Here is an 18,767-nt window from a genome sequence, read left to right on the forward strand (position 1 = left end):
GTTGATAGGCCAGATCTGGAAGCACCGCAAGGTGTGGAGGTGACTGGTACTAATAGGCCGAGGGCTTGTCCTCAGTTGCTCGCGTCCACTGTGTTGGTTCTGAAACCACGAACAACCGTCGTAGTCATAGGCCACGACTCCGGTTGACAGTTTCATAGTGTTTCGGTGGTCATAGCGTGAGGGAAACGCCCGGTTACATTCCGAACCCGGAAGCTAAGCCTCACAGCGCCGATGGTACTGCAGGGGGGACCCTGTGGGAGAGTAGGACGCCGCCGAACTCCTTTTGATAAAGCCTCTGGCCCTGAGCATTCTGCTCGGGGCCAGAGGCTTTTTTGTTGTGTGTCACCGTTCGTTCACGTTGGACGACGACCATCCGGGTCATGGGCACAGTCGCAATGCTGCAGGCCGCCGGCATCGGTACCGGCGACGAGGTCATCGTCCCCGCCTACGGCAACTCTGAGATCGCCGAGGCCGTCGCGCGGACCGGGGCCGCCCCCGTCTTCGCCGACATCGATCCGGACACGTACTGCATCGACCCCGCACACGTCGCCGCCTGCGTGAACGAGCGGACGGCCGCCGTCGTCCCCGTGCACCGGTTCGGGCGCCGGGCCGATGTCGCCCGGCTCAGGGACCTCGGAGCGAAGCACGGACTGCTGGTTCTCGAGCACGGTGAGGCCGAGAAGCCGTACGACCAGGTCGTGCAACGTCGGGCCCACGCCGCGTACTTGAGCGGGCGGCTCAGCGGCGTACGGACGCCTCAGGGGCACGACGGGCACACCTATCAGCAGTACGTCGTGCGCGTACCCGGGAACGGGCGGCCGGACCGGGACGCCTTCGCGCGGGTGCTGCGGGGCAAGGGGATCGAGTGCAGTGTGCCCGTGAAGACGCCGGTGCACCGCATGCCGGCCTTCCGACGTGATGTCGCGCTGCCGGAGACGGAGCGGGCCGCTGACGAGACACTGGCGCTGCCGGTCGACGGGCGTATGTCCCGGCGCCAGTTGCAGCGGCTGGTCGCGAACTGCAATGCGCTCGGCGGGTTGCTCCAGCCGGCGTTCTGAAAGCGGGAGAACGGCCGCCGGAGGGTGGTTCGAAGAGCCCTGAACTTCAGGTATGCTTTTTCTTGTTGGCGCGCGGGAAACCGCGAAAGCGACAGGCCCCTATAGCTCAGTCGGTAGAGCGTCTCCATGGTAAGGAGAAGGTCAGCGGTTCGATTCCGCTTGGGGGCTCGGTAATTGAGGCCTCCGCCCTGATCGGGCGGGGGCCTTTTTCGTTGGGCCAGGGCCGGAAGGTCGCACCCGCCGGAGCGGGTGCGACCGGGGCCTCAGTCGTGGTGCAGGCCGGCGACGCGCATCGTCAGGATGGCCATGTCGTCCGACGGGGCGTCCGCGGCGAACCGCTCCACCGCGCGCATGATGCGTGCTGCCACCGCACCCGCCGTCAGGCCCGTGCAGGTGGACAGGACTTCGGCCAGACCGTCGTCGCCCAGCATGCGCGTGCCCTCACGGCGCTCTGTGATGCCGTCCGTGACACACAGGAGGACGTCGCCCGGGTCCAGGGTCATCGTCTGCTCGTACAGCTCCAGGTCGTCCATGACGCCCAGAAGCGGCTGGGGCTCGGCGAACGGGACGACCGTGCCGTCCTGGCGCAGGCGCAGCGGCAGGGGGTGTCCGGCGCAGACCATCTTCAGGACGGCCGAGCCGTCCTCCTGCGGCCACAACTCCCCGTAGAGGAGCGTGAGGAAGCGGCTGCGGGCGCCCTCGTCGAGGATCGCCGCGTTCAGGCGCTCCAGGACGGCGGGGCCGCCGAAGCCCTCGCGGGCCAGGAGGCGCAGGGCGTGACGGGCCAGGCCGGTGACCGCGGCGGCCTCCGGGCCCGTGCCGCAGACGTCGCCGATGGCGAAGCCGTACGCGCCGTCGCGGATCGGGAAGAGGTCGTAGAAGTCACCGCCGACCTCGTTGCCCTCGCCGGCCGCGCGGTAGATGACCTCGACCTCGACGCCTGGGACCTCCGGGAGCTCCGGCGGGAGGAGGCTGCGCTGCAGGGACTGGCTGATCGCCATGCGCTCCGAATAGAGGCGGGCGTTGTCGAGGGCCAGGGCGGCGCGGCGGCTCAGGTCCTCGGCGAGCTCCAGGATCTCCTGGCGGAAGTGCTCGTCCGTCGGCTTGCCGAGCGTGAGCATGCCGATGACGCGGTTGCGCGCGACGAGGGGGAGGACCACGGTCTCGCCGCCGACGGCCGAGGCCGTCTGCAGGGTCGTGCCGATGCCCGAGCTGACGCTGGCCGGTTCGCCGCGACCGAGGCTGCGCATGGAGGTGCGCAGTGCCGCCTGGTGGGCGGCCTCGGCCGGCGCCGACCAGACGCGGGCGCCCGGCGTCGGAACCGGCTCAGGCGGCGCGATCTTGGAAAGCAGGGCTTTCAGGCCATCGATGCGTTCCTCGTCCTCGTGCAGCACATAGGAGAGGTACGGCTCCGAGGACTGGTCGGCGATCGTGTAGACGGCGCACCAGGTGGCCAGGGTCGGGACCGTCATCTGCGCCATGAGGGCGAGGGTCTGGTCGCGGTCGAGCGTGCCGGCGAGGAGGTCGGACGCCTCCACGAGGAAGCTCAGCGAGCCGCGGCGCAGCTTCTCGAGCTCGCCCAGGCGGGCGGACTCGACGGCCAGCGCGATGCGGTCCGCGGCGAACTGGAGCCGCAGCGCCTCTTCGTTGGAGTAGCGGTCCGGGGCCTCCGCCGCGACGCCCAGGGAGCCGGTGAGGCGGCCCTCGACCTTGAGGGGGACCGTGACGACCGAACGCATCCCCGTGCCGTTCAGGAGCGGGACCGCGCCCGGGACCTGGGTGAGGTCCTCGTGGACGGCGGGCATGCGGGCCGACCCGTAGCGGCCGGGGCCGACCTCGACGGGCACGCGCGCGAAGCGCTGACGGGCCGAGGGCAGTCCGGTGGAGGCGCGGACCTCCAACTCGGTCTCGTCGTCCGTCGCGAGGAGCAGGAAGGCGGAGTCGCCGTCGAGCATGTCGCGGGCGCGCTCCACGGTGCGCTGGAGGAGGCCGTCGAGGTCGTCGGGGGCCGGTGAGCCGATGAAGACCTCGAAGGGGTCCGAGCCCTGGCCGTCGCCGTGCGAGGAGGAGTCGGGGGCGGGCACGCGCAACGGGGTCTGCAGGACGGCCCGCTCGTGGTCGCGCACCAGGAGGCAGACCGTGGAGGGATCGCCGTCGGTGTCGCGCACGCGCAGGTGTGACGCGTACACGGGAGCGACGCGGCCGTCGGCGCCGCGGATGCCGTAGCTGCCTTCCCAGCGCGACAGTTGGAGCGCGTCGGCGATGCCGGTACTCGTGCCGGGGGTGTGCGGCCAGGCCGCGAGGTCGGTGAGCGGCTTGCCGACGACCTGCTCGGCCGCGTAGCCGAACAGGTGCTCGGCGTCCTCGTTCCAGGCGGTGATGGCGCCCGTCTTGTCGATCTGGACCACGGCGACGCGGACGCGCTCGTCGGCGAGAGGGAGCAGCGCCGAGGGGAGTGCGGGGCCTGCGGTGCGGGTGCCCACCGACCGCTCGGGCAGGTCGAGTTGGAACCAGACCACCTTGTGGGTGGCCGAGTAGTCGACGCCCCAGCGGCCGGCGAGCGCGGCGCAGAGCTGGAGGCCGCGACCGCCCTCGCGGTCGGGGCTGCCCATGTTGATGGCCGCGGACTGGAGCGGGATCTCCCGCTCCGGATAGCGGTCGGAGACCTGGATGCGGACGTGGTCCTCACTGCGCAGACACAGGACCTCCGCGGATGTGCCCGCGTGGACGACGGCATTGGTCACGAGCTCGCTGGTCAGGACCACGGCGTCGTCGATGATGTCGCTGTAGCCCCACCCCTGGAGGGTGTCGCGCACGAAGGAGCGGGCGGTCGCGACGGAGCGCCCGACGGGTTCGAAGGTGGCGGCCGCGCGCGCGGTGATCACAGAACTCCCTGTACGAGTAGTACTCGCTGTACGAATGTCGAGGCCCAGGTCTCCCGTACCCATGTCTCGGCCGCCCCTCCGATGCCCGCTCGTTTTCCGCCACCGACCAGGCCGGGCGGACCGGGGTGGGTGGACAGCCGCTGCCCAGGTTACTTACCTTCGCCGTCCGTGCGGATGCCGGTCGCCAGTGTTTCCGCCGGGCGGGTGTGCGGAGGGTGTGCGAAGCTGCCGAACTGTTATGGCCTGGTTCAGCCATGGTGAAACACTGGGCAAGCTTCCTGTCGGTACGCATCGAAACGCGGGTGCGGCGGTAGAAGCGAAACCGAGCAACCCGAGCAGTACAGGTCGACCCCTGCGGGAGGGACACAGTGGAGTCTGGCGCAGCGACGCGGGGCAAGAAAGCGCGCGCGGAAGGCGGACAGTCCCTGACGAAACAGCGCAAATCGCGCGGCGGCAGTGGCACGACGACGGTCGACACGGCCTCGCTGAACCGGCTTCTGGCCGGTCTGGTCGCGATGCGGGACGGCAACTTCCGCAAGCGGCTGACGGTCAGCGGCGACGGCGTGATGTCGGAGATCGCGGCCGTTTTCAACGAGGTGGCCGACCGGAACCTGCACCTGACGGGCGAGCTGTCACGCGTGCGGCGCATGGTCGGGCGTGAGGGCAAGCTCACCGAGCGGCTGGAGGAAGGTGCCTGTGAGGGCTCCTGGGCCGCCGCGGTCAGCGCGTCGAACGCCCTGGTCGACGACCTCGTACGGCCCGTCTCCGAGGTCAGCAGGGTGCTCTCCGCGGTCGCGGAGGGTGACCTGTCGCCGAGGATGGAGCTGCGGGCCCAGGGGCCGGGGGACGGCACCGGGCATCCGCTGCGCGGCGAGTTCCTCAAGGTCGGCCGGACGGTCAACAACCTGGTCGACCAGCTCTCCACCTTCACCGACGAGGTCACGCGCGTGGCCAGCGAGGTGGGAACCGAGGGCAAGCTCGGCGGTCAGGCCCGGGTGCGCGGAATGTCCGGTTCGTGGAAGGATCTCACGGATTCCGTCAACAACATGGCGTACCGGCTCACCGCTCAGGTGCGTGACATTGCTCTCGTGACGACGGCCGTGGCCAAGGGTGATCTGTCCCGGAAGGTCACCGTCGACGTCGCGGGCGAGATGCTCGAGCTGAAGAACACCGTCAACACGATGGTGGACCAGCTGTCCTCGTTCTCCTCCGAGGTGACCCGCGTCGCCCGCGAGGTGGGCACCGAGGGCGAGCTCGGCGGGCAGGCGCAGGTGCCCGGTGTGGCCGGCGTGTGGAAGGACCTCACCGATTCGGTGAACCTGATGGCCGGCAACCTGACGGCCCAGGTGCGCGGTATCGCCGAGGTCACCACGGCGGTCGCCAACGGTGACCTGTCCCGGAAGGTCACGGTGTCGGCGCGGGGCGAGGTGGCCCAGCTCGCCGAGACGATCAACCAGATGACCGAGACGCTGCGCACCTTCGCGGACGAGGTCACGCGCGTCGCCAACGAGGTGGGTGCCGAGGGCCAGCTCGGCGGCCAGGCCAACGTGCCGGGCGCGGCCGGTACGTGGAAGGACCTCACCGACTCGGTCAACACGGTTTTCAGGAACCTGACGACCCAGGTGCGTGACATCGCCACTGTCACGACAGCGGTGGCGAACGGTGACCTCTCCCAGAAGGTGACCGTCGACGTCGCGGGCGAGATGCTCGAGCTGAAGAACACCGTCAACACGATGGTGGACCAGCTGTCGGCCTTCGGTGCCGAAGTCACGCGCGTGGCACGGGAGATCGGTGTCGAGGGTGAGCTCGGCGGCCAGGCGCTCGTCGTGGGCGCCGCCGGTACCTGGAAAGACCTCACCGACTCTGTGAACACGGCTTTCCGCAACCTCACCGGACAGGTGCGGAACATCGCCCAGGTGACGACGGCGGTGGCGAACGGCGACCTCTCCCAGAAGGTCACCGTCGACGTGTCCGGCGAGATGCTCCAGCTGAAGAACACCGTGAACACGATGGTGGACCAGCTGTCGAGCTTCGCCGACCAGGTGACCCGTATGGCGCGCGACGTGGGTACGGAGGGCCGCCTCGGCGGCCAGGCCCGTGTGGACGGCGTGAGCGGCACCTGGAAGGAGCTCACCGACTCCGTCAACTTCATGGCCGGGAACCTGACTTCACAGGTGCGGCAGATCGCTCAGGTCACTACGGCTGTAGCGCGCGGTGACCTCTCCCAGAAGATCGACGTGGACGCGCGCGGCGAGATCCTGGAGCTGAAGAACACCATCAACACGATGGTCGACCAGCTGTCCGCCTTCGCGGACCAGGTGACCCGCGTGGCCCGTGAGGTGGGTACGGAAGGCCGGCTGGGCGGACAGGCGCAGGTGCCCGGTGTGGCCGGTGTGTGGCGCGATCTGACCGACTCCGTGAACGGCATGGCGGGCAACCTCACGGCCCAGGTGCGCAACATCGCGCAGGTCGCCACCGCGGTCGCCCGTGGTGACCTGTCGCAGAAGATCGACGTGGACGCGCGCGGCGAGATCCTGGAGCTGAAGAACACCCTCAACACGATGGTGGACCAGCTCTCCGCGTTCGCCGAGCAGGTGACGCGGGTGTCCCGTGAGGTGGGTACGGACGGCATCCTCGGCGGGCAGGCCGAGGTGCAGGGTGTGTCGGGTACGTGGAAGGACCTGACGCAGTCCGTGAACGGCATGGCCAACAACCTGACCCTTCAGGTGCGCAACATCGCCGAGGTCACTACAGCTGTAGCGCGCGGTGACCTCTCCAAGAAGATCACCGTCGACGCCAAGGGCGAGATCCTCGAACTCGTCACCACGGTCAACACGATGGTCGACCAGCTGTCGTCGTTCGCCGAGCAGGTGACCCGCGTGGCCCGTGAGGTGGGCACCGAGGGCCAGCTGGGCGGCCAGGCGCGCGTCCCCGGCGTCACGGGCATCTGGAAGGACCTGAGCGACAACGTCAACCTGATGGCCAACAACCTGACCATGCAGGTGCGCAACATCTCCCAGGTGGCCGCGGCCGTCGCCAACGGCGACCTGACCCGGACGGTGACCATCGAGGCGCGCGGCGAGGTCGCGCAGCTCGCCGACACGTTCAACACCATGGTGAAGACGCTGAGTTCGTTCGCCGACCAGGTCACCAAGGTGGCCCGCGAGGTGGGCACGGACGGCATCCTCGGCGGCCAGGCCCGCGTACCCGGCGTGTCCGGTACGTGGAAGGACCTCACCGAGTCCGTGAACGGCATGGCGTCGAACCTCACCGGCCAGGTGCGCAACATCGCGATGGTCACGACGGCCATCGCCAAGGGCGACCTGACCAAGAAGATCGACATCGACGCGCGCGGCGAGATCCTCGAGCTGAAGACGACGATCAACACGATGGTCGACCAGCTGTCGTCGTTCGCCGAGGAGGTCACGCGCGTGGCCCGCGAGGTGGGCACCGAGGGGCAGCTGGGCGGCCAGGCACGCGTGCGTGACGTGGACGGCACCTGGCGCGACCTCACCGAGTCCGTGAACGAGATGGCCGGGAACCTGACCCGTCAGGTGCGCGCCATCGCGGCCGTCGCCACCGCGGTGACCCGCGGCGACCTCAACCTCAAGATCGACGTCGACGCGGCGGGCGAGATCCAGGTCCTCCAGGACAACATCAACAAGATGATCTCGAACCTGCGCGACACCACGATCGCCAACGAGGAGCAGGACTGGCTCAAGGGCAACCTGGCGCGCATCTCGGGTCTGCTCCAGGGCCGCCGCGACCTCGACGACGTGGCCTCGCTGATCATGAGCGAGCTGACGCCCGTGGTGTCCGCGCAGCACGGCGCGTTCTTCATGGCGCTGCCCCTCGACGAGGCCGCCGACCCGGCGACCACCGACGAGGACGCGTACGAGCTGCGCATGCTGGGCAGCTACGGCTACTCGATGGGGTCCATGCCGACCTCGTTCCGGCCCGGCGAGACGCTCATCGGGACGGCCGCCCAGGAGCGGCGCACGATCCTCGTGGACAACGCGCCCAGTGGCTACCTGAAGATCGCCTCCGGGCTCGGGGAGGCGCCGCCGGCCCAGGTCGTCGTGATCCCCGTGCTCTTCGAAGGCACGGTGCTCGGCGTGATCGAGCTGGCGTCGTTCACGCCGTTCACGCAGATCCAGAAGGACTTCCTGAACCAGATCGCCGAGATGATCGCGACGAGCGTCAACACGATCTCGGTGAACTCCAAGACCGAGGTCCTGCTGAAGCAGTCCCAGGAGCTGACCGAGCAGCTGCGCGAGCGCTCGGCCGAGCTGGAGAACCGGCAGAAGGCCCTCCAGGCGTCCAACGCCGAGCTGGAGGAGAAGGCCGAGCTGCTCGCCCGGCAGAACCGCGACATCGAGGTGAAGAACACCGAGATCGAGGAGGCGCGCCAGGTCCTGGAGGAGCGTGCCGAGCAGCTCGCCGTGTCGATGCGCTACAAGAGCGAGTTCCTCGCCAACATGTCGCACGAACTGCGGACGCCGCTCAACTCGCTGCTCATCCTGGCGAAGCTGCTCGCGGACAACGCGGACGCGAACCTGACGCCCAAGCAGGTCGAGTTCGCCGAGACGATCCACGGGGCGGGCTCGGACCTGCTGCAGCTGATCAACGACATCCTGGACCTGTCGAAGGTCGAGGCGGGCAAGATGGACGTGTCGCCGACGCGCATCGCCCTGGTGCAGCTCGTCGACTACGTGGAGGCGACGTTCCGCCCGCTGACCGCGGAGAAGCAACTCGACTTCTCCGTAAGGGTCTCGCCGGAACTGCCCACCACCTTGCACACCGACGAACAGCGCCTCCTCCAGGTGCTGCGCAACCTCCTCTCCAACGCGGTGAAGTTCACCGACTCCGGAGCGGTGGAGCTGGTCATCCGGCCCGCCGGCAGCGACGTGCCCCACGCGATCCGTGAACAGCTCCTGGAAGCGGGCTCGTTGCAGGACGCGGACGCCGATCTGATCGCCTTCTCGGTGACCGACACCGGCATCGGCATCGCCGGCAGCAAGATGCGCGTCATCTTCGAGGCGTTCAAACAGGCCGACGGCACGACGAGCCGCAAGTACGGCGGCACCGGGCTCGGCCTGTCCATCAGCCGGGAGATCGCACGGCTGCTGGGCGGCGAGATCCACGCGGCGAGCGAGCCCGGACGCGGCTCCACGTTCACGCTGTACCTGCCGCTGCACCCCGCCGAGCTGCCGCCCCAGGGGTACGCGCAGCTGGCGCCGTCCGTGGAGCCGGGGCGCCCGCTGGCCCTCGAGCCCGCGCCCGAGTCCACCGAGGCGGAGACCCCGGCGGAGGTGAAGTCGTACCAGGAGACGCAGAGCGGTGCGGCCGCGCTCTTCAGGCGGCGGCGCCGGCACGCGCCGGCGCCCGAGCAGGGCACGGACCTCGGGGCGCGGGCGAACGACGCCGGGTCGCAGGGCCGCGAGCGCTGGGACGCCGGGGCGGAGGAGAACGCGCCGAAGCCGCGGCGCGCCTTCCAGTTCGGCGGCGAGAAGGTCCTCATCGTCGACGACGACATCCGCAACGTGTTCGCCCTGACCAGCGTCCTGGAGCAGCACGGCCTGTCGGTCCTGTACGCGGAGAACGGCCGTGAGGGCATCGAGGTCCTGGAGCAGCACGACGACGTGACGGTCGTGCTGATGGACATCATGATGCCGGAGATGGACGGGTACGCGACGACGACGGCGATCCGGCGGATGCCGCAGTTCGCGGGGCTGCCGATCATCGCCCTCACCGCGAAGGCGATGAAGGGCGACCGGGAGAAGGCGATCGAGTCCGGGGCTTCCGACTATGTGACGAAGCCGGTCGATCCTGATCATCTGCTCGCGGTGATGGAGCAGTGGATGCGCGGTGAGTGACCGGAATCCGGAACCTTCACGTGTACTTGCTGACTGAGTGTGGTCGAACTCGTGTAGAACTGCGGGAATCGGGGAACCTTCAGGTCTCCCGCTACGTTTCTGCTACGTGCACAGTGACATCGCGGTGACAGGGTGTGGCGACAGGCGGGGTGCGGCTACCATGACCGGCACAAGGACGGGCGGCGCAAGGGAGTCGTTCCCCGGGGCGGCGGCAGGAGCCACCCCGAGTCCTGCGGACAGGGGCGGCCCCATGCCGGGGCGAGGAGGGCGGGCCATGGTGCAGAAGGCCAAGATCCTCCTGGTCGATGACCGGCCGGAGAATCTGTTGGCGCTGGAGGCCATTCTCTCCGCGCTCGATCAGACGCTGGTGCGGGCATCGTCCGGGGAGGAAGCGCTCAAAGCGCTGCTCACGGACGACTTCGCGGTCATTCTGCTGGACGTCCAGATGCCGGGAATGGACGGATTCGAAACCGCCGCGCACATCAAGCGCCGCGAGCGGACACGCGACATCCCGATCATCTTCCTCACCGCGATCAACCACGGCCCGCACCACACCTTCCGGGGCTACGCGGCCGGCGCGGTGGACTACATCTCGAAGCCGTTCGACCCGTGGGTGCTGCGCGCCAAGGTCTCGGTCTTCGTCGAGCTGTACATGAAGAACTGCCAACTGCGGGAGCAGGCCGCCCTGCTGCGCCTCCAGCTGGAGGGCGGCGGCAAGGCCGTCGGCGACACCAAGGAGCCCGCGGGCCTGCTCGCCGAGCTGTCGGCGCGGCTCGCCGCCGTCGAGGAGCAGGCCGAGGCGCTCTCCAAGCAGCTCGACGACGACTCGGCGGACGCGGCGGCGGTGGCCACCGCCGCGCATCTGGAGCGCAAGCTGACCGGACTGCGCAGAGCGCTCGACGCGCTGGAGCCCGGCACCGGCACCGGCGCGCCCACGCTCCCGTCGCCGAACTGAGCGGAAGGCTCAAGGGGCCCGGGCGGATCCGCGGTGCAGAACCGAGGCGCTGACCGGCCCTTGAGGCCGCGTCAGCACACCGCGCCTCAGACCGCGACACGAACGGGTGAAGCGGTGGGCACACGTGTCCCGGGTCGCCCTCCCCGGTAACCTCACACCTATGGCCTCACGTCCCGCAGCCAAGAAGACGCCCGCGAAGAAGGCGGCCGCGCCGACCAAGGCTCCGGCGAAGAAGGCCCCTGCGAAAAGAGCCCCCGCCAAGAAGGCGCCGGCCAAGAAGGCACCCGCCAAGAAGGCCGCGGCGAAGAAGACCGCGCCCAAGCCGGCGCCCAATCCGACGGGCGGTCTCTACAAGGTCGTACGGGCCCTGTGGCTCGGCGTCGCGCACAGCGTGGGGGCGATGTTCCGCGGCATAGGGCGTGGCGCCAAGGGGCTCGACCCGGCGCACCGCAAGGACGGTCTCGCGCTGCTGCTGCTCGGCGTCGCGCTGATCTGCGCCGCCGGTACCTGGTCCAATCTGCGGGGCCCCGTCGGCGACCTCGTCGAGATGCTGGTGACCGGCGCCTTCGGCCGGCTCGACCTGCTCGTGCCGATCCTGCTCGGCATCATCGCCGTCCGCCTGATCCGGCACCCCGAGAAGCCCGAGGCCAACGGGCGCATCGTCATCGGCCTGTCCGCGCTCGTCATCGGCGTCCTCGGCCAGGTCCACATCGCCTGCGGCGCACCCGCGCGCAGCGACGGCATGCAGGCCATAAGGGACGCGGGCGGGCTGATCGGCTGGGCCGTCGCGACGCCGCTGAGCTTCACCGTCACCGAGGTGCTCGCCGTCCCGCTGCTCGTCCTCCTCACCGTCTTCGGCCTCCTCGTCGTCACCGCGACCCCGGTCAACGCGATCCCGCAGCGCCTGCGCCTGCTCGGCGTGAAGCTCGGCATCGTGCACGACGACACGCCCTTCGACGAGCAGGACGACGAGGAGTACGACGACGAGTGGCGCGAGGCCACGCCCGCGCGCCCGCGCCGCCGCGCCGTCGCACTGACCCCCGACGCGTTCGACCCGGACCGCATAGAGGAGGACGCCCTCTCCAAGCGGCGCCGCCCCCGCCGCGGCTCCGTGCAGCCCGCCATGGACCGCCCCATGGACGCCGTGGACGTGGCCGCCGCCGCGGCCGCCGCGCTCGACGGGGCCGTCCTGCACGGGATGCCGCCGTCGCCGCTCGTCGCCGACCTCACCCAGGGCGTCGGAGCCGAGCGCGCCGAGGAGGACACGTCCGCGACCGAGCGCTCGGCCCCCGTGCCGGGCGCGCGCGCCAAGCAGGCCCCCGCCAAGGCCGAGGACACGCCGTCGCGGCTCGCCGTGCCGGACCTCACCAAGTCGGCGCCCGACGCGCCCCGCGACCTGCCGCCGCGCGCCGAGCAGCTCCAGCTCGCCGGCGACATCACGTACGGGCTGCCGTCCCTCGACCTGCTCACGCGCGGCGGGCCCGGCAAGTCGCGCAGCGCCGCCAACGACCTGGTCGTGGACTCGCTCTCGAACGTCTTCACCGAGTTCAAGGTCGACGCCGCCGTCACCGGCTTCACCCGCGGCCCGACGGTCACGCGCTACGAGGTCGAGCTCGGCCCCGCCGTGAAGGTCGAGAAGATCACCGCGCTGGCCAAGAACATCGCGTACGCGGTCGCCTCCCCGGACGTGCGGATCATCAGCCCCATCCCCGGCAAGTCCGCGGTCGGCATCGAGATCCCGAACACGGACCGCGAGATGGTCAACGTGGGGGACGTGCTGCGCCTCGCCGACGCCGCCGAGGACGACCATCCGATGCTGGTCGCGCTCGGCAAGGACGTCGAGGGCGGCTACGTGATGGCGAACATGGCGAAGATGCCGCACATCCTCGTCGCCGGTGCCACCGGCTCCGGAAAGTCGTCCTGCATCAACTGTCTGATCACCTCGATCATGATGCGGGCGACCCCCGAGGACGTCCGGATGGTCCTCGTCGACCCCAAGCGCGTCGAGCTGACCGCGTACGAGGGCATCCCGCACCTGATCACGCCGATCATCACCAACCCCAAGCGGGCCGCCGAGGCGCTCCAGTGGGTCGTGCGCGAGATGGACCTGCGCTACGACGACCTGGCGGCGTTCGGCTACCGGCACATCGACGACTTCAACGAGGCCGTCCGCACCGGCAAGCTCAAGACGCCCGAGGGCAGCGAGCGGGAGCTCAAGCCGTACCCGTACCTGCTGGTGATCGTCGACGAGCTCGCCGACCTCATGATGGTCGCCCCGCGCGACGTCGAGGACTCGATCGTGCGCATCACGCAGCTCGCGCGCGCGGCCGGCATCCACCTGGTGCTCGCCACCCAGCGGCCCTCCGTGGACGTCGTCACCGGTCTGATCAAGGCGAACGTGCCGTCCCGGCTCGCCTTCGCCACGTCCTCGCTCGCCGACAGCCGCGTCATCCTCGACCAGCCGGGCGCCGAGAAGCTCATCGGCAAGGGCGACGGCCTCTTCCTGCCCATGGGGGCGAACAAGCCGACCCGTATGCAGGGCGCCTTCGTCACCGAGGACGAGATCCACGCCGTCGTGCAGCACTGCAAGGACCAGATGGCGCCCGTCTTCCGGGACGACGTCACCGTCGGCACCAAGCAGAAGAAGGAGATCGACGAGGACATCGGCGACGACCTGGAGCTGCTGTGCGCGGCGGCCGAGCTGGTCGTCTCGACCCAGTTCGGCTCGACCTCCATGCTCCAGCGCAAGCTCCGCGTGGGCTTCGCGAAGGCCGGCCGTCTGATGGACCTCATGGAGTCGCGGAACATCGTCGGGCCGAGCGAGGGTTCGAAGGCTCGTGACGTTCTTGTGAAGCCTGATGAGCTGGACGGAGTGCTCGCCGTGATCCGTGGGGAGGCTCAGTCCTGACGATGTTGCGATTTCGATATCACCCGTAAGGGCGGCGGGGACAACCGTTTCCCTTTCGGGTGCGTCAAGTTGAGCGAGAGGGCGGCCCGCCGTCCCGCCGTCGGGTCACCGGGCCATACCGATGGCGTACAAAGTACGACCGCCCGGTTGCCCCACCCTTTCGTACCCCCCCTAGACTGAACCTCCAGCAGGTGGCTACACGCTCGAAAGGCGCCCCCGTGTCCATCGGCAACTCCCCTGAAGACGACCGTCCTTCGGAAGACCGCACCCCGCCCGTGGACGATGCCCGTCCCTCGATCGGACGCGTCCTCCAGCAGGCGCGCGTCGACGCCGGCCTGACCGTCGACGAGGTCAGCCAGTCGACCCGGGTGCGCATCCCGATCGTCCACGCCATCGAGCAGGACGACTTCTCCCGCTGCGGCGGCGACGTGTACGCGCGCGGACACATCCGCACGCTCGCCCGCGCCGTCGGCGTCGATCCCGAGCCCCTGCTCGCCCAGTACGGGGCCGAGCACGGCGGGCACGTCGCGCCCACCCCGGCCACACCCCTCTTCGAGACCGAGCGCATCCGCTCCGAGCCGCGCCGGCCGAACTGGACGGCCGCCATGGTCGCCGCGATCGTCGCGGTGATCGCCTTCGTCGGCTACACGGTGGTCAACGGTGGGGACGACAGTGGTGACAGCCAGCAGGCGGCCGAGGGCTCCACGCCCGCGACCAGCAAGGCCCCGAAGCCGAGCCCGACGGCGAAGAAGCCCGTCGACCCCAAGCCCGACCCCTCCGACAGCGCGATCGCGGCCGCCCCGGCGGACAAGGTCACCGTCAAGATCAGCGCGGCCGACGGCCGCAGCTGGATCTCGGCCAAGGACCACAACGGCCGGATCATGTTCGACGGCCTCCTCGAGCAGGGCCAGTCCAAGACCTTCCAGGACAACCAGAAGGTCGACCTGGTCCTCGGCGACGCCGGAGCCATCCAGCTCTTCGTGAACGGCAAGCAGATCGAGGACGAGTTCCAGCCCGGCCAGGTCGAGCGGCTCACGTACACCAAGGGCGACCCCGAACAGGGCTGACCGAAGCCTCGATGATCTTCCGGCAACCCTCCCGGCGAGGGCTGTCGGTGGAACGAAGTAGTCTTGAGCCCATGCCCGAACGCCGTACCGTCGCACTTGTCACCCTTGGCTGCGCCCGTAACGAGGTGGACTCGGAGGAGCTCGCAGGCCGCTTGGAGGCGGACGGCTGGGAGCTCGTCGAGGACGCCGAGTCGGCCGATGTCGCCGTCGTCAACACCTGTGGCTTCGTCGACGCCGCAAAGAAGGACTCCGTCGACGCCCTGCTGGAAGCCAATGACCTCAAGGGTCACGGCAGAACGCAGGCCGTCGTTGCCGTCGGCTGCATGGCCGAGCGGTACGGCAAGGAGCTCGCCGACGCGCTGCCCGAGGCCGACGGCGTGCTCGGCTTCGACGACTACGAGGACATCTCGGGTCGCCTGCAGACCATCCTGGCGGGCGGCAGCGTCGAGGCCCACGCCCCGCGCGACCGCCGCAAGCTGCTGCCGATCAGCCCCGCCGAGCGCCAGGAGGCCGGCTCCGGCGTCGCGCTGCCCGGACACGCGCCCGTGGACCTGCCCGACGGCCTGGCGCCCGCCTCCGGGCCGCGCGCGCCCCTGCGCCGCCGCCTGGACGGAGCCCCCGTCGCCTCGGTGAAGCTGGCCTCCGGCTGCGACCGCCGCTGCTCCTTCTGCGCCATCCCCTCCTTCCGCGGCTCCTTCATCTCGCGCCGCCCCAGCGACGTGCTCAACGAGACGCGCTGGCTCGCCGAGCAGGGCGTGAAGGAGATCATGCTGGTCTCCGAGAACAACACCTCGTACGGCAAGGACCTCGGTGACATCCGGCTCCTGGAGTCGCTGCTGCCCGAGCTCGCCGACGTCGACGGCATCGAGCGCGTCCGGGTCAGCTACCTGCAGCCCGCCGAGATGCGGCCCGGGCTCATCGACGTGCTCACGGGCACCGACAAGGTAGTCCCGTACTTCGACCTCTCCTTCCAGCACTCCGCGCCCGGCGTGCTGCGCGCGATGCGCCGCTTCGGCGACACGGACCGCTTCCTGGAGCTCCTGGACACCATCCGGAGCAAGGCCCCGCAGGCCGGTGCCCGCTCGAACTTCATCGTGGGCTTCCCCGGCGAGACCGAGGCCGACCTCGCCGAGCTGGAGCGCTTCCTGAACGGCGCGCGGCTGGACGCCATCGGCGTCTTCGGGTACTCCGACGAGGACGGCACCGAGGCCGCCACGTACGACAACAAGCTGGACGAGGACGTCGTCGCGGAGCGCCTCGCGCGCGTGTCGCGCCTCGCCGAGCAGCTGGTGTCGCAGCGCGCCGAGGAGCGCGTCGGCGAGACCGTGCACGTCCTGGTCGAGTCCGTGGACGACGAGGACGGTGTCCTCGGCCGCGGTGCCCACCAGGCGCCCGAGACGGACGGGCAGGTGCGGCTCACGGGCGGCGCGGGTCTGACCGTCGGCCGTATCGTCGAGGCAAAGGTGGTCGGCACCGAGGGAGTGGACCTCGTCGCCGAGCCGCTCGACTGTACTGAGGAGGCGGGCAGATGACGGGAGTCCCGGCATCCGCCGCGGGCGGGACCGGCAGGCCGGCGCCCGGCGGCAAGCTGGGGGCCGCGGCCGTCAATCAGGCCAGCCTGTGGAACATCGCGAACATCCTCACCATGATCCGGCTGCTGCTCGTGCCCGGCTTCGTGGCGCTGCTGCTGGCCGACGGCGGGTACGACCCCGTCTGGCGGGCCTGGGCGTGGGCGGCGTTCGCCGTCGCCATGATCACCGATGTCTTCGACGGGCATCTGGCACGCACGTACAACCTGGTCACCGACTTCGGGAAGATCGCCGACCCCATCGCCGACAAGGCGATCATGGGCGCGGCGCTGATCTGCCTGTCCTACCTCGGGGATCTGCCCTGGTGGGTGACCGGCGTCATCCTCGGCCGTGAGCTCGGGATCACGCTGCTGCGCTTCGTCGTGATCCGGTACGGGGTCATCCCGGCCAGCCGCGGCGGCAAGATGAAGACCCTCGCCCAGGGCACGGCCGTGGGCATGTACGTGCTGGCGCTGACCGGGCCGCTGGCCACGTTCCGGTTCTGGGTGATGGCGGTGGCCGTCGTCCTCACCGTCGTGACCGGGCTCGACTACGTGCGTCAGGCGGTCGTGCTGCGCCGGGCCGGACTGGCGGAGGCCGCGGAGGCCTCGGCCGCGTCGCAGGCCGCCTCGGAGGCGTCCGCCGCGGAACCCGCCGCTGGGGCGACCTCGGAGCTTGCTTCGGAGACGATGTCGGAGACGGCCTCGGAGACCGCCTCGGGGGCGGCCGAGAAGTGACGCACGAGGCTGCCGAGGCGCTGCGACTGCTGCGGGAGCGGGGGGAGACCCTCGCCGTGGCCGAGTCGCTGACCGGCGGCCTCGTCGCCGCGGAGGTGGTGGCGGTGCCCGGCGCCTCGAAGGCGCTGCGCGGTTCCGTCACGGCGTACGCGACCGAACTCAAGCATCAGCTGCTCGGCGTCGACGCCGAGCTCCTCGCGGCGCACGGTCCGGTCCACCCCGAGGTCGCGCTGCAGATGGCGGCCGGCGTACGGACCGCGCTCGGCGCCGACTGGGGCGTCGCCACGACCGGTGTCGCGGGCCCCGAGCCGCAGGACGGGCAGCCCGTGGGAACCGTCTTCGTGGCCGCTGTCGGTCCCGGACGGAGTGCTTCCGAGGGTGAACAGAATTTCGCTGGTAGCCGCAAAGTGCTCGAGCTGCGGTTGAACGGCGACCGTACGGAAATCCGTAGGGAGAGTGTACGGAGCGTGCTGAGGCTGCTCGTGGAAGAGCTGGTCGGAGCACATTCCGGCGACGCCAGTGGGAATGCGCGGGCACAGGATACGGAACAGAACGGGGGGTTTTGATGTTTGCAGCCCTGAGTGAACACGACATCGCTCCCCGCACGGCCGCGGCACGAGGCGGTACGGTGGGGCGTGAAGGATGCGGCTACGCGGTCCGAGGAGGGAGCCACCGATGATTCTGCTCCGTCGCCTGCTGGGTGACGTGCTGCGTCGGCAGCGCCAGCGCCAGGGCCGTACTCTGCGCGAAGTCTCCTCGTCCGCCCGAGTCTCGCTCGGCTATCTCTCCGAGGTTGAGCGGGGGCAGAAGGAGGCATCCTCCGAGCTGCTCTCCGCTATCTGCGACGCGCTTGACGTACGGATGTCCGAGCTGATGCGTGAGGTGAGCGACGAGCTCGCCCTCGCCGAGCTGGCCGAGTCGGCAGCAGCGGTCCCGTCGGAGCCGGTGCCCGCACCGGTTCGTCCGATGCTCAATTCCGTCTCCGTGGCCGGCGTCCCGCCGGAACGGGTGACGATCAAGGCGCCTGCGGAGGCAGTGGACGTCGTCGCGGCATAGCGCCTGCGACCGGCATCAGATGTGCGCGAAGCCCCGGCCGGGTGAATCCCGCCGGGGTTTTGTGTTGCCCGCTGCCGCGTCGGGGGCCCGCTCCGCTGTGTCCGGATTGGTCTGAATGTGCCATCGTGGGATGGAGTTGATCGTTCAGATCGTCCCGCTGTGGAGGTGGATCGTCCGTGTACGTCGTGAAGAGCCCGCTGTCCGACGCCGAACTCAAGACCGTGTCCGAGGCGCTGCAGGGCGCTCTGGTGGACCTCGTGGACCTCTCGCTGGTGGCGAAGCAGGTCCACTGGAACGTGGTCGGCCCGCGCTTCCGCTCCGTGCACCTGCAGCTCGACGAGGTCGTCGACACCGCGCGGCTGCACTCCGACACGGTCGCCGAACGGGCCTCGACGCTGGGCGTCCCGCCGGACGGGCGGGCCGCGACCGTGGCCGGGACGAGCGGGATCGACGCGGTGCCCGAGGGCTGGATCAAGGACGTGGACGCGGTGGCCATTCTCGTGGACGCGCTGGCCGCCGTGATCACCCAGATGCGGGACCGGGTCGTGGCGACCGGGGACGCGGACCCCGTCAGCCAGGACATCTTCATCGGGATCACCGCCGACCTCGAGAAGCACCACTGGATGTTCCAAGCCGAGAACGGCGGCTGAAGCCGCC

The 18,767-nt window shown here is 69.9% G+C and carries 11 protein-coding genes, 1 tRNA gene and 1 rRNA gene; 12 read left to right on the plus strand and 1 reads right to left on the minus strand.

Annotated elements, in window-relative coordinates:
* The first annotated feature begins 161 nt into the window (after window positions 1-161).
* From rrf to ACZ4E1_RS07185, 3 genes are all read left to right on the plus strand, one after another.
* Window positions 162-278: ribosomal RNA gene (gene rrf / locus ACZ4E1_RS07175) — 5S ribosomal RNA — on the plus strand.
* A gap of 117 nt (window positions 279-395) precedes the next feature.
* On the plus strand, window positions 396-1,058 hold the full coding sequence (locus ACZ4E1_RS07180) for a DegT/DnrJ/EryC1/StrS family aminotransferase (RefSeq protein ID WP_467537572.1): 663 nt from the start codon (window positions 396-398) through the stop codon (window positions 1,056-1,058).
* Between the two features lie 95 nt (window positions 1,059-1,153).
* A tRNA-Thr gene (locus ACZ4E1_RS07185) sits at window positions 1,154-1,226 on the plus strand.
* A 95-nt stretch (window positions 1,227-1,321) separates the two neighbouring features.
* On the opposite strand, the gene ACZ4E1_RS07190 is transcribed toward ACZ4E1_RS07185, so the two are convergent.
* Window positions 1,322-3,943 (minus strand): SpoIIE family protein phosphatase, encoded by a 2,622-nt coding sequence (locus tag ACZ4E1_RS07190; protein WP_467536690.1) that lies wholly within the window; start codon window positions 3,941-3,943, stop codon window positions 1,322-1,324.
* 368 nt (window positions 3,944-4,311) lie between these two features.
* On the opposite strand from ACZ4E1_RS07190, the gene ACZ4E1_RS07195 reads away from it, so the two are divergent.
* The 9 genes from ACZ4E1_RS07195 (at window position 4,312) to ACZ4E1_RS07235 (ending at window position 18,760) form a co-directional block, all read left to right on the plus strand.
* Window positions 4,312-9,819, plus strand: coding sequence for a HAMP domain-containing protein (locus ACZ4E1_RS07195; RefSeq protein WP_467536692.1), 5,508 nt, complete (start codon window positions 4,312-4,314; stop codon window positions 9,817-9,819).
* 274 nt (window positions 9,820-10,093) lie between these two features.
* Window positions 10,094-10,774, plus strand: coding sequence for a response regulator (locus ACZ4E1_RS07200; RefSeq protein ID WP_467536695.1), 681 nt, complete (start codon window positions 10,094-10,096; stop codon window positions 10,772-10,774).
* 160 nt (window positions 10,775-10,934) lie between these two features.
* On the plus strand, window positions 10,935-13,682 hold the full coding sequence (locus ACZ4E1_RS07205) for a DNA translocase FtsK (RefSeq protein ID WP_467536697.1): 2,748 nt from the start codon (window positions 10,935-10,937) through the stop codon (window positions 13,680-13,682).
* Window positions 13,683-13,900: 218 nt separating this feature from the next.
* Window positions 13,901-14,749, plus strand: a complete 849-nt coding sequence (locus ACZ4E1_RS07210; protein WP_467536700.1) for a helix-turn-helix domain-containing protein — start codon at window positions 13,901-13,903, stop codon at window positions 14,747-14,749.
* A gap of 71 nt (window positions 14,750-14,820) precedes the next feature.
* Window positions 14,821-16,281, plus strand: coding sequence for a 30S ribosomal protein S12 methylthiotransferase RimO (gene rimO / locus ACZ4E1_RS07215; protein ID WP_467536703.1), 1,461 nt, complete (start codon window positions 14,821-14,823; stop codon window positions 16,279-16,281).
* Window positions 16,278-17,054 carry a CDP-diacylglycerol--glycerol-3-phosphate 3-phosphatidyltransferase gene (pgsA, locus tag ACZ4E1_RS07220; protein ID WP_467536706.1) on the plus strand — a complete coding sequence of 259 codons (777 nt, stop codon included), beginning with the start codon at window positions 16,278-16,280 and terminating at the stop codon, window positions 17,052-17,054. Before rimO ends, pgsA begins: the two co-directional genes overlap by 4 nt.
* Window positions 17,051-17,620: a CinA family protein gene (locus ACZ4E1_RS07225; RefSeq protein ID WP_467536708.1), complete on the plus strand. Its 570-nt coding sequence runs from the start codon at window positions 17,051-17,053 to the stop codon at window positions 17,618-17,620. The genes pgsA and ACZ4E1_RS07225 overlap by 4 nt, the downstream gene beginning before the upstream one ends.
* A gap of 109 nt (window positions 17,621-17,729) precedes the next feature.
* Window positions 17,730-18,110: a helix-turn-helix domain-containing protein gene (locus tag ACZ4E1_RS07230; RefSeq protein ID WP_188336490.1), complete on the plus strand. Its 381-nt coding sequence runs from the start codon at window positions 17,730-17,732 to the stop codon at window positions 18,108-18,110.
* 176 nt (window positions 18,111-18,286) lie between these two features.
* A complete protein-coding gene (locus tag ACZ4E1_RS07235) occupies window positions 18,287-18,760 on the plus strand; it encodes a Dps family protein (protein ID WP_467536714.1) in 474 nt (157 codons plus the stop codon).
* Window positions 18,761-18,767 lie beyond the last annotated feature (7 nt).

It is taken from the genome of Streptomyces sp. NPDC025806, assembly GCF_055558275.1.

Bases quoted from the DNA above. Each gene is read 5' to 3' on its own strand.
- ACZ4E1_RS07180 (WP_467537572.1), top strand. From the start codon at position 396: ATGCTGCAGGCCGCCGGCATCGGTACCGGCGACGAGGTCATCGTCCCC.
- ACZ4E1_RS07200 (WP_467536695.1), top strand. From the start codon at position 10,094: ATGGTGCAGAAGGCCAAGATCCTCCTGGTCGATGACCGGCCGGAGAAT.
- ACZ4E1_RS07205 (WP_467536697.1), top strand. From the start codon at position 10,935: ATGGCCTCACGTCCCGCAGCCAAGAAGACGCCCGCGAAGAAGGCGGCC.
- rimO (WP_467536703.1), top strand. From the start codon at position 14,821: ATGCCCGAACGCCGTACCGTCGCACTTGTCACCCTTGGCTGCGCCCGT.
- pgsA (WP_467536706.1), top strand. From the start codon at position 16,278: ATGACGGGAGTCCCGGCATCCGCCGCGGGCGGGACCGGCAGGCCGGCG.
- ACZ4E1_RS07230 (WP_188336490.1), top strand. From the start codon at position 17,730: ATGATTCTGCTCCGTCGCCTGCTGGGTGACGTGCTGCGTCGGCAGCGC.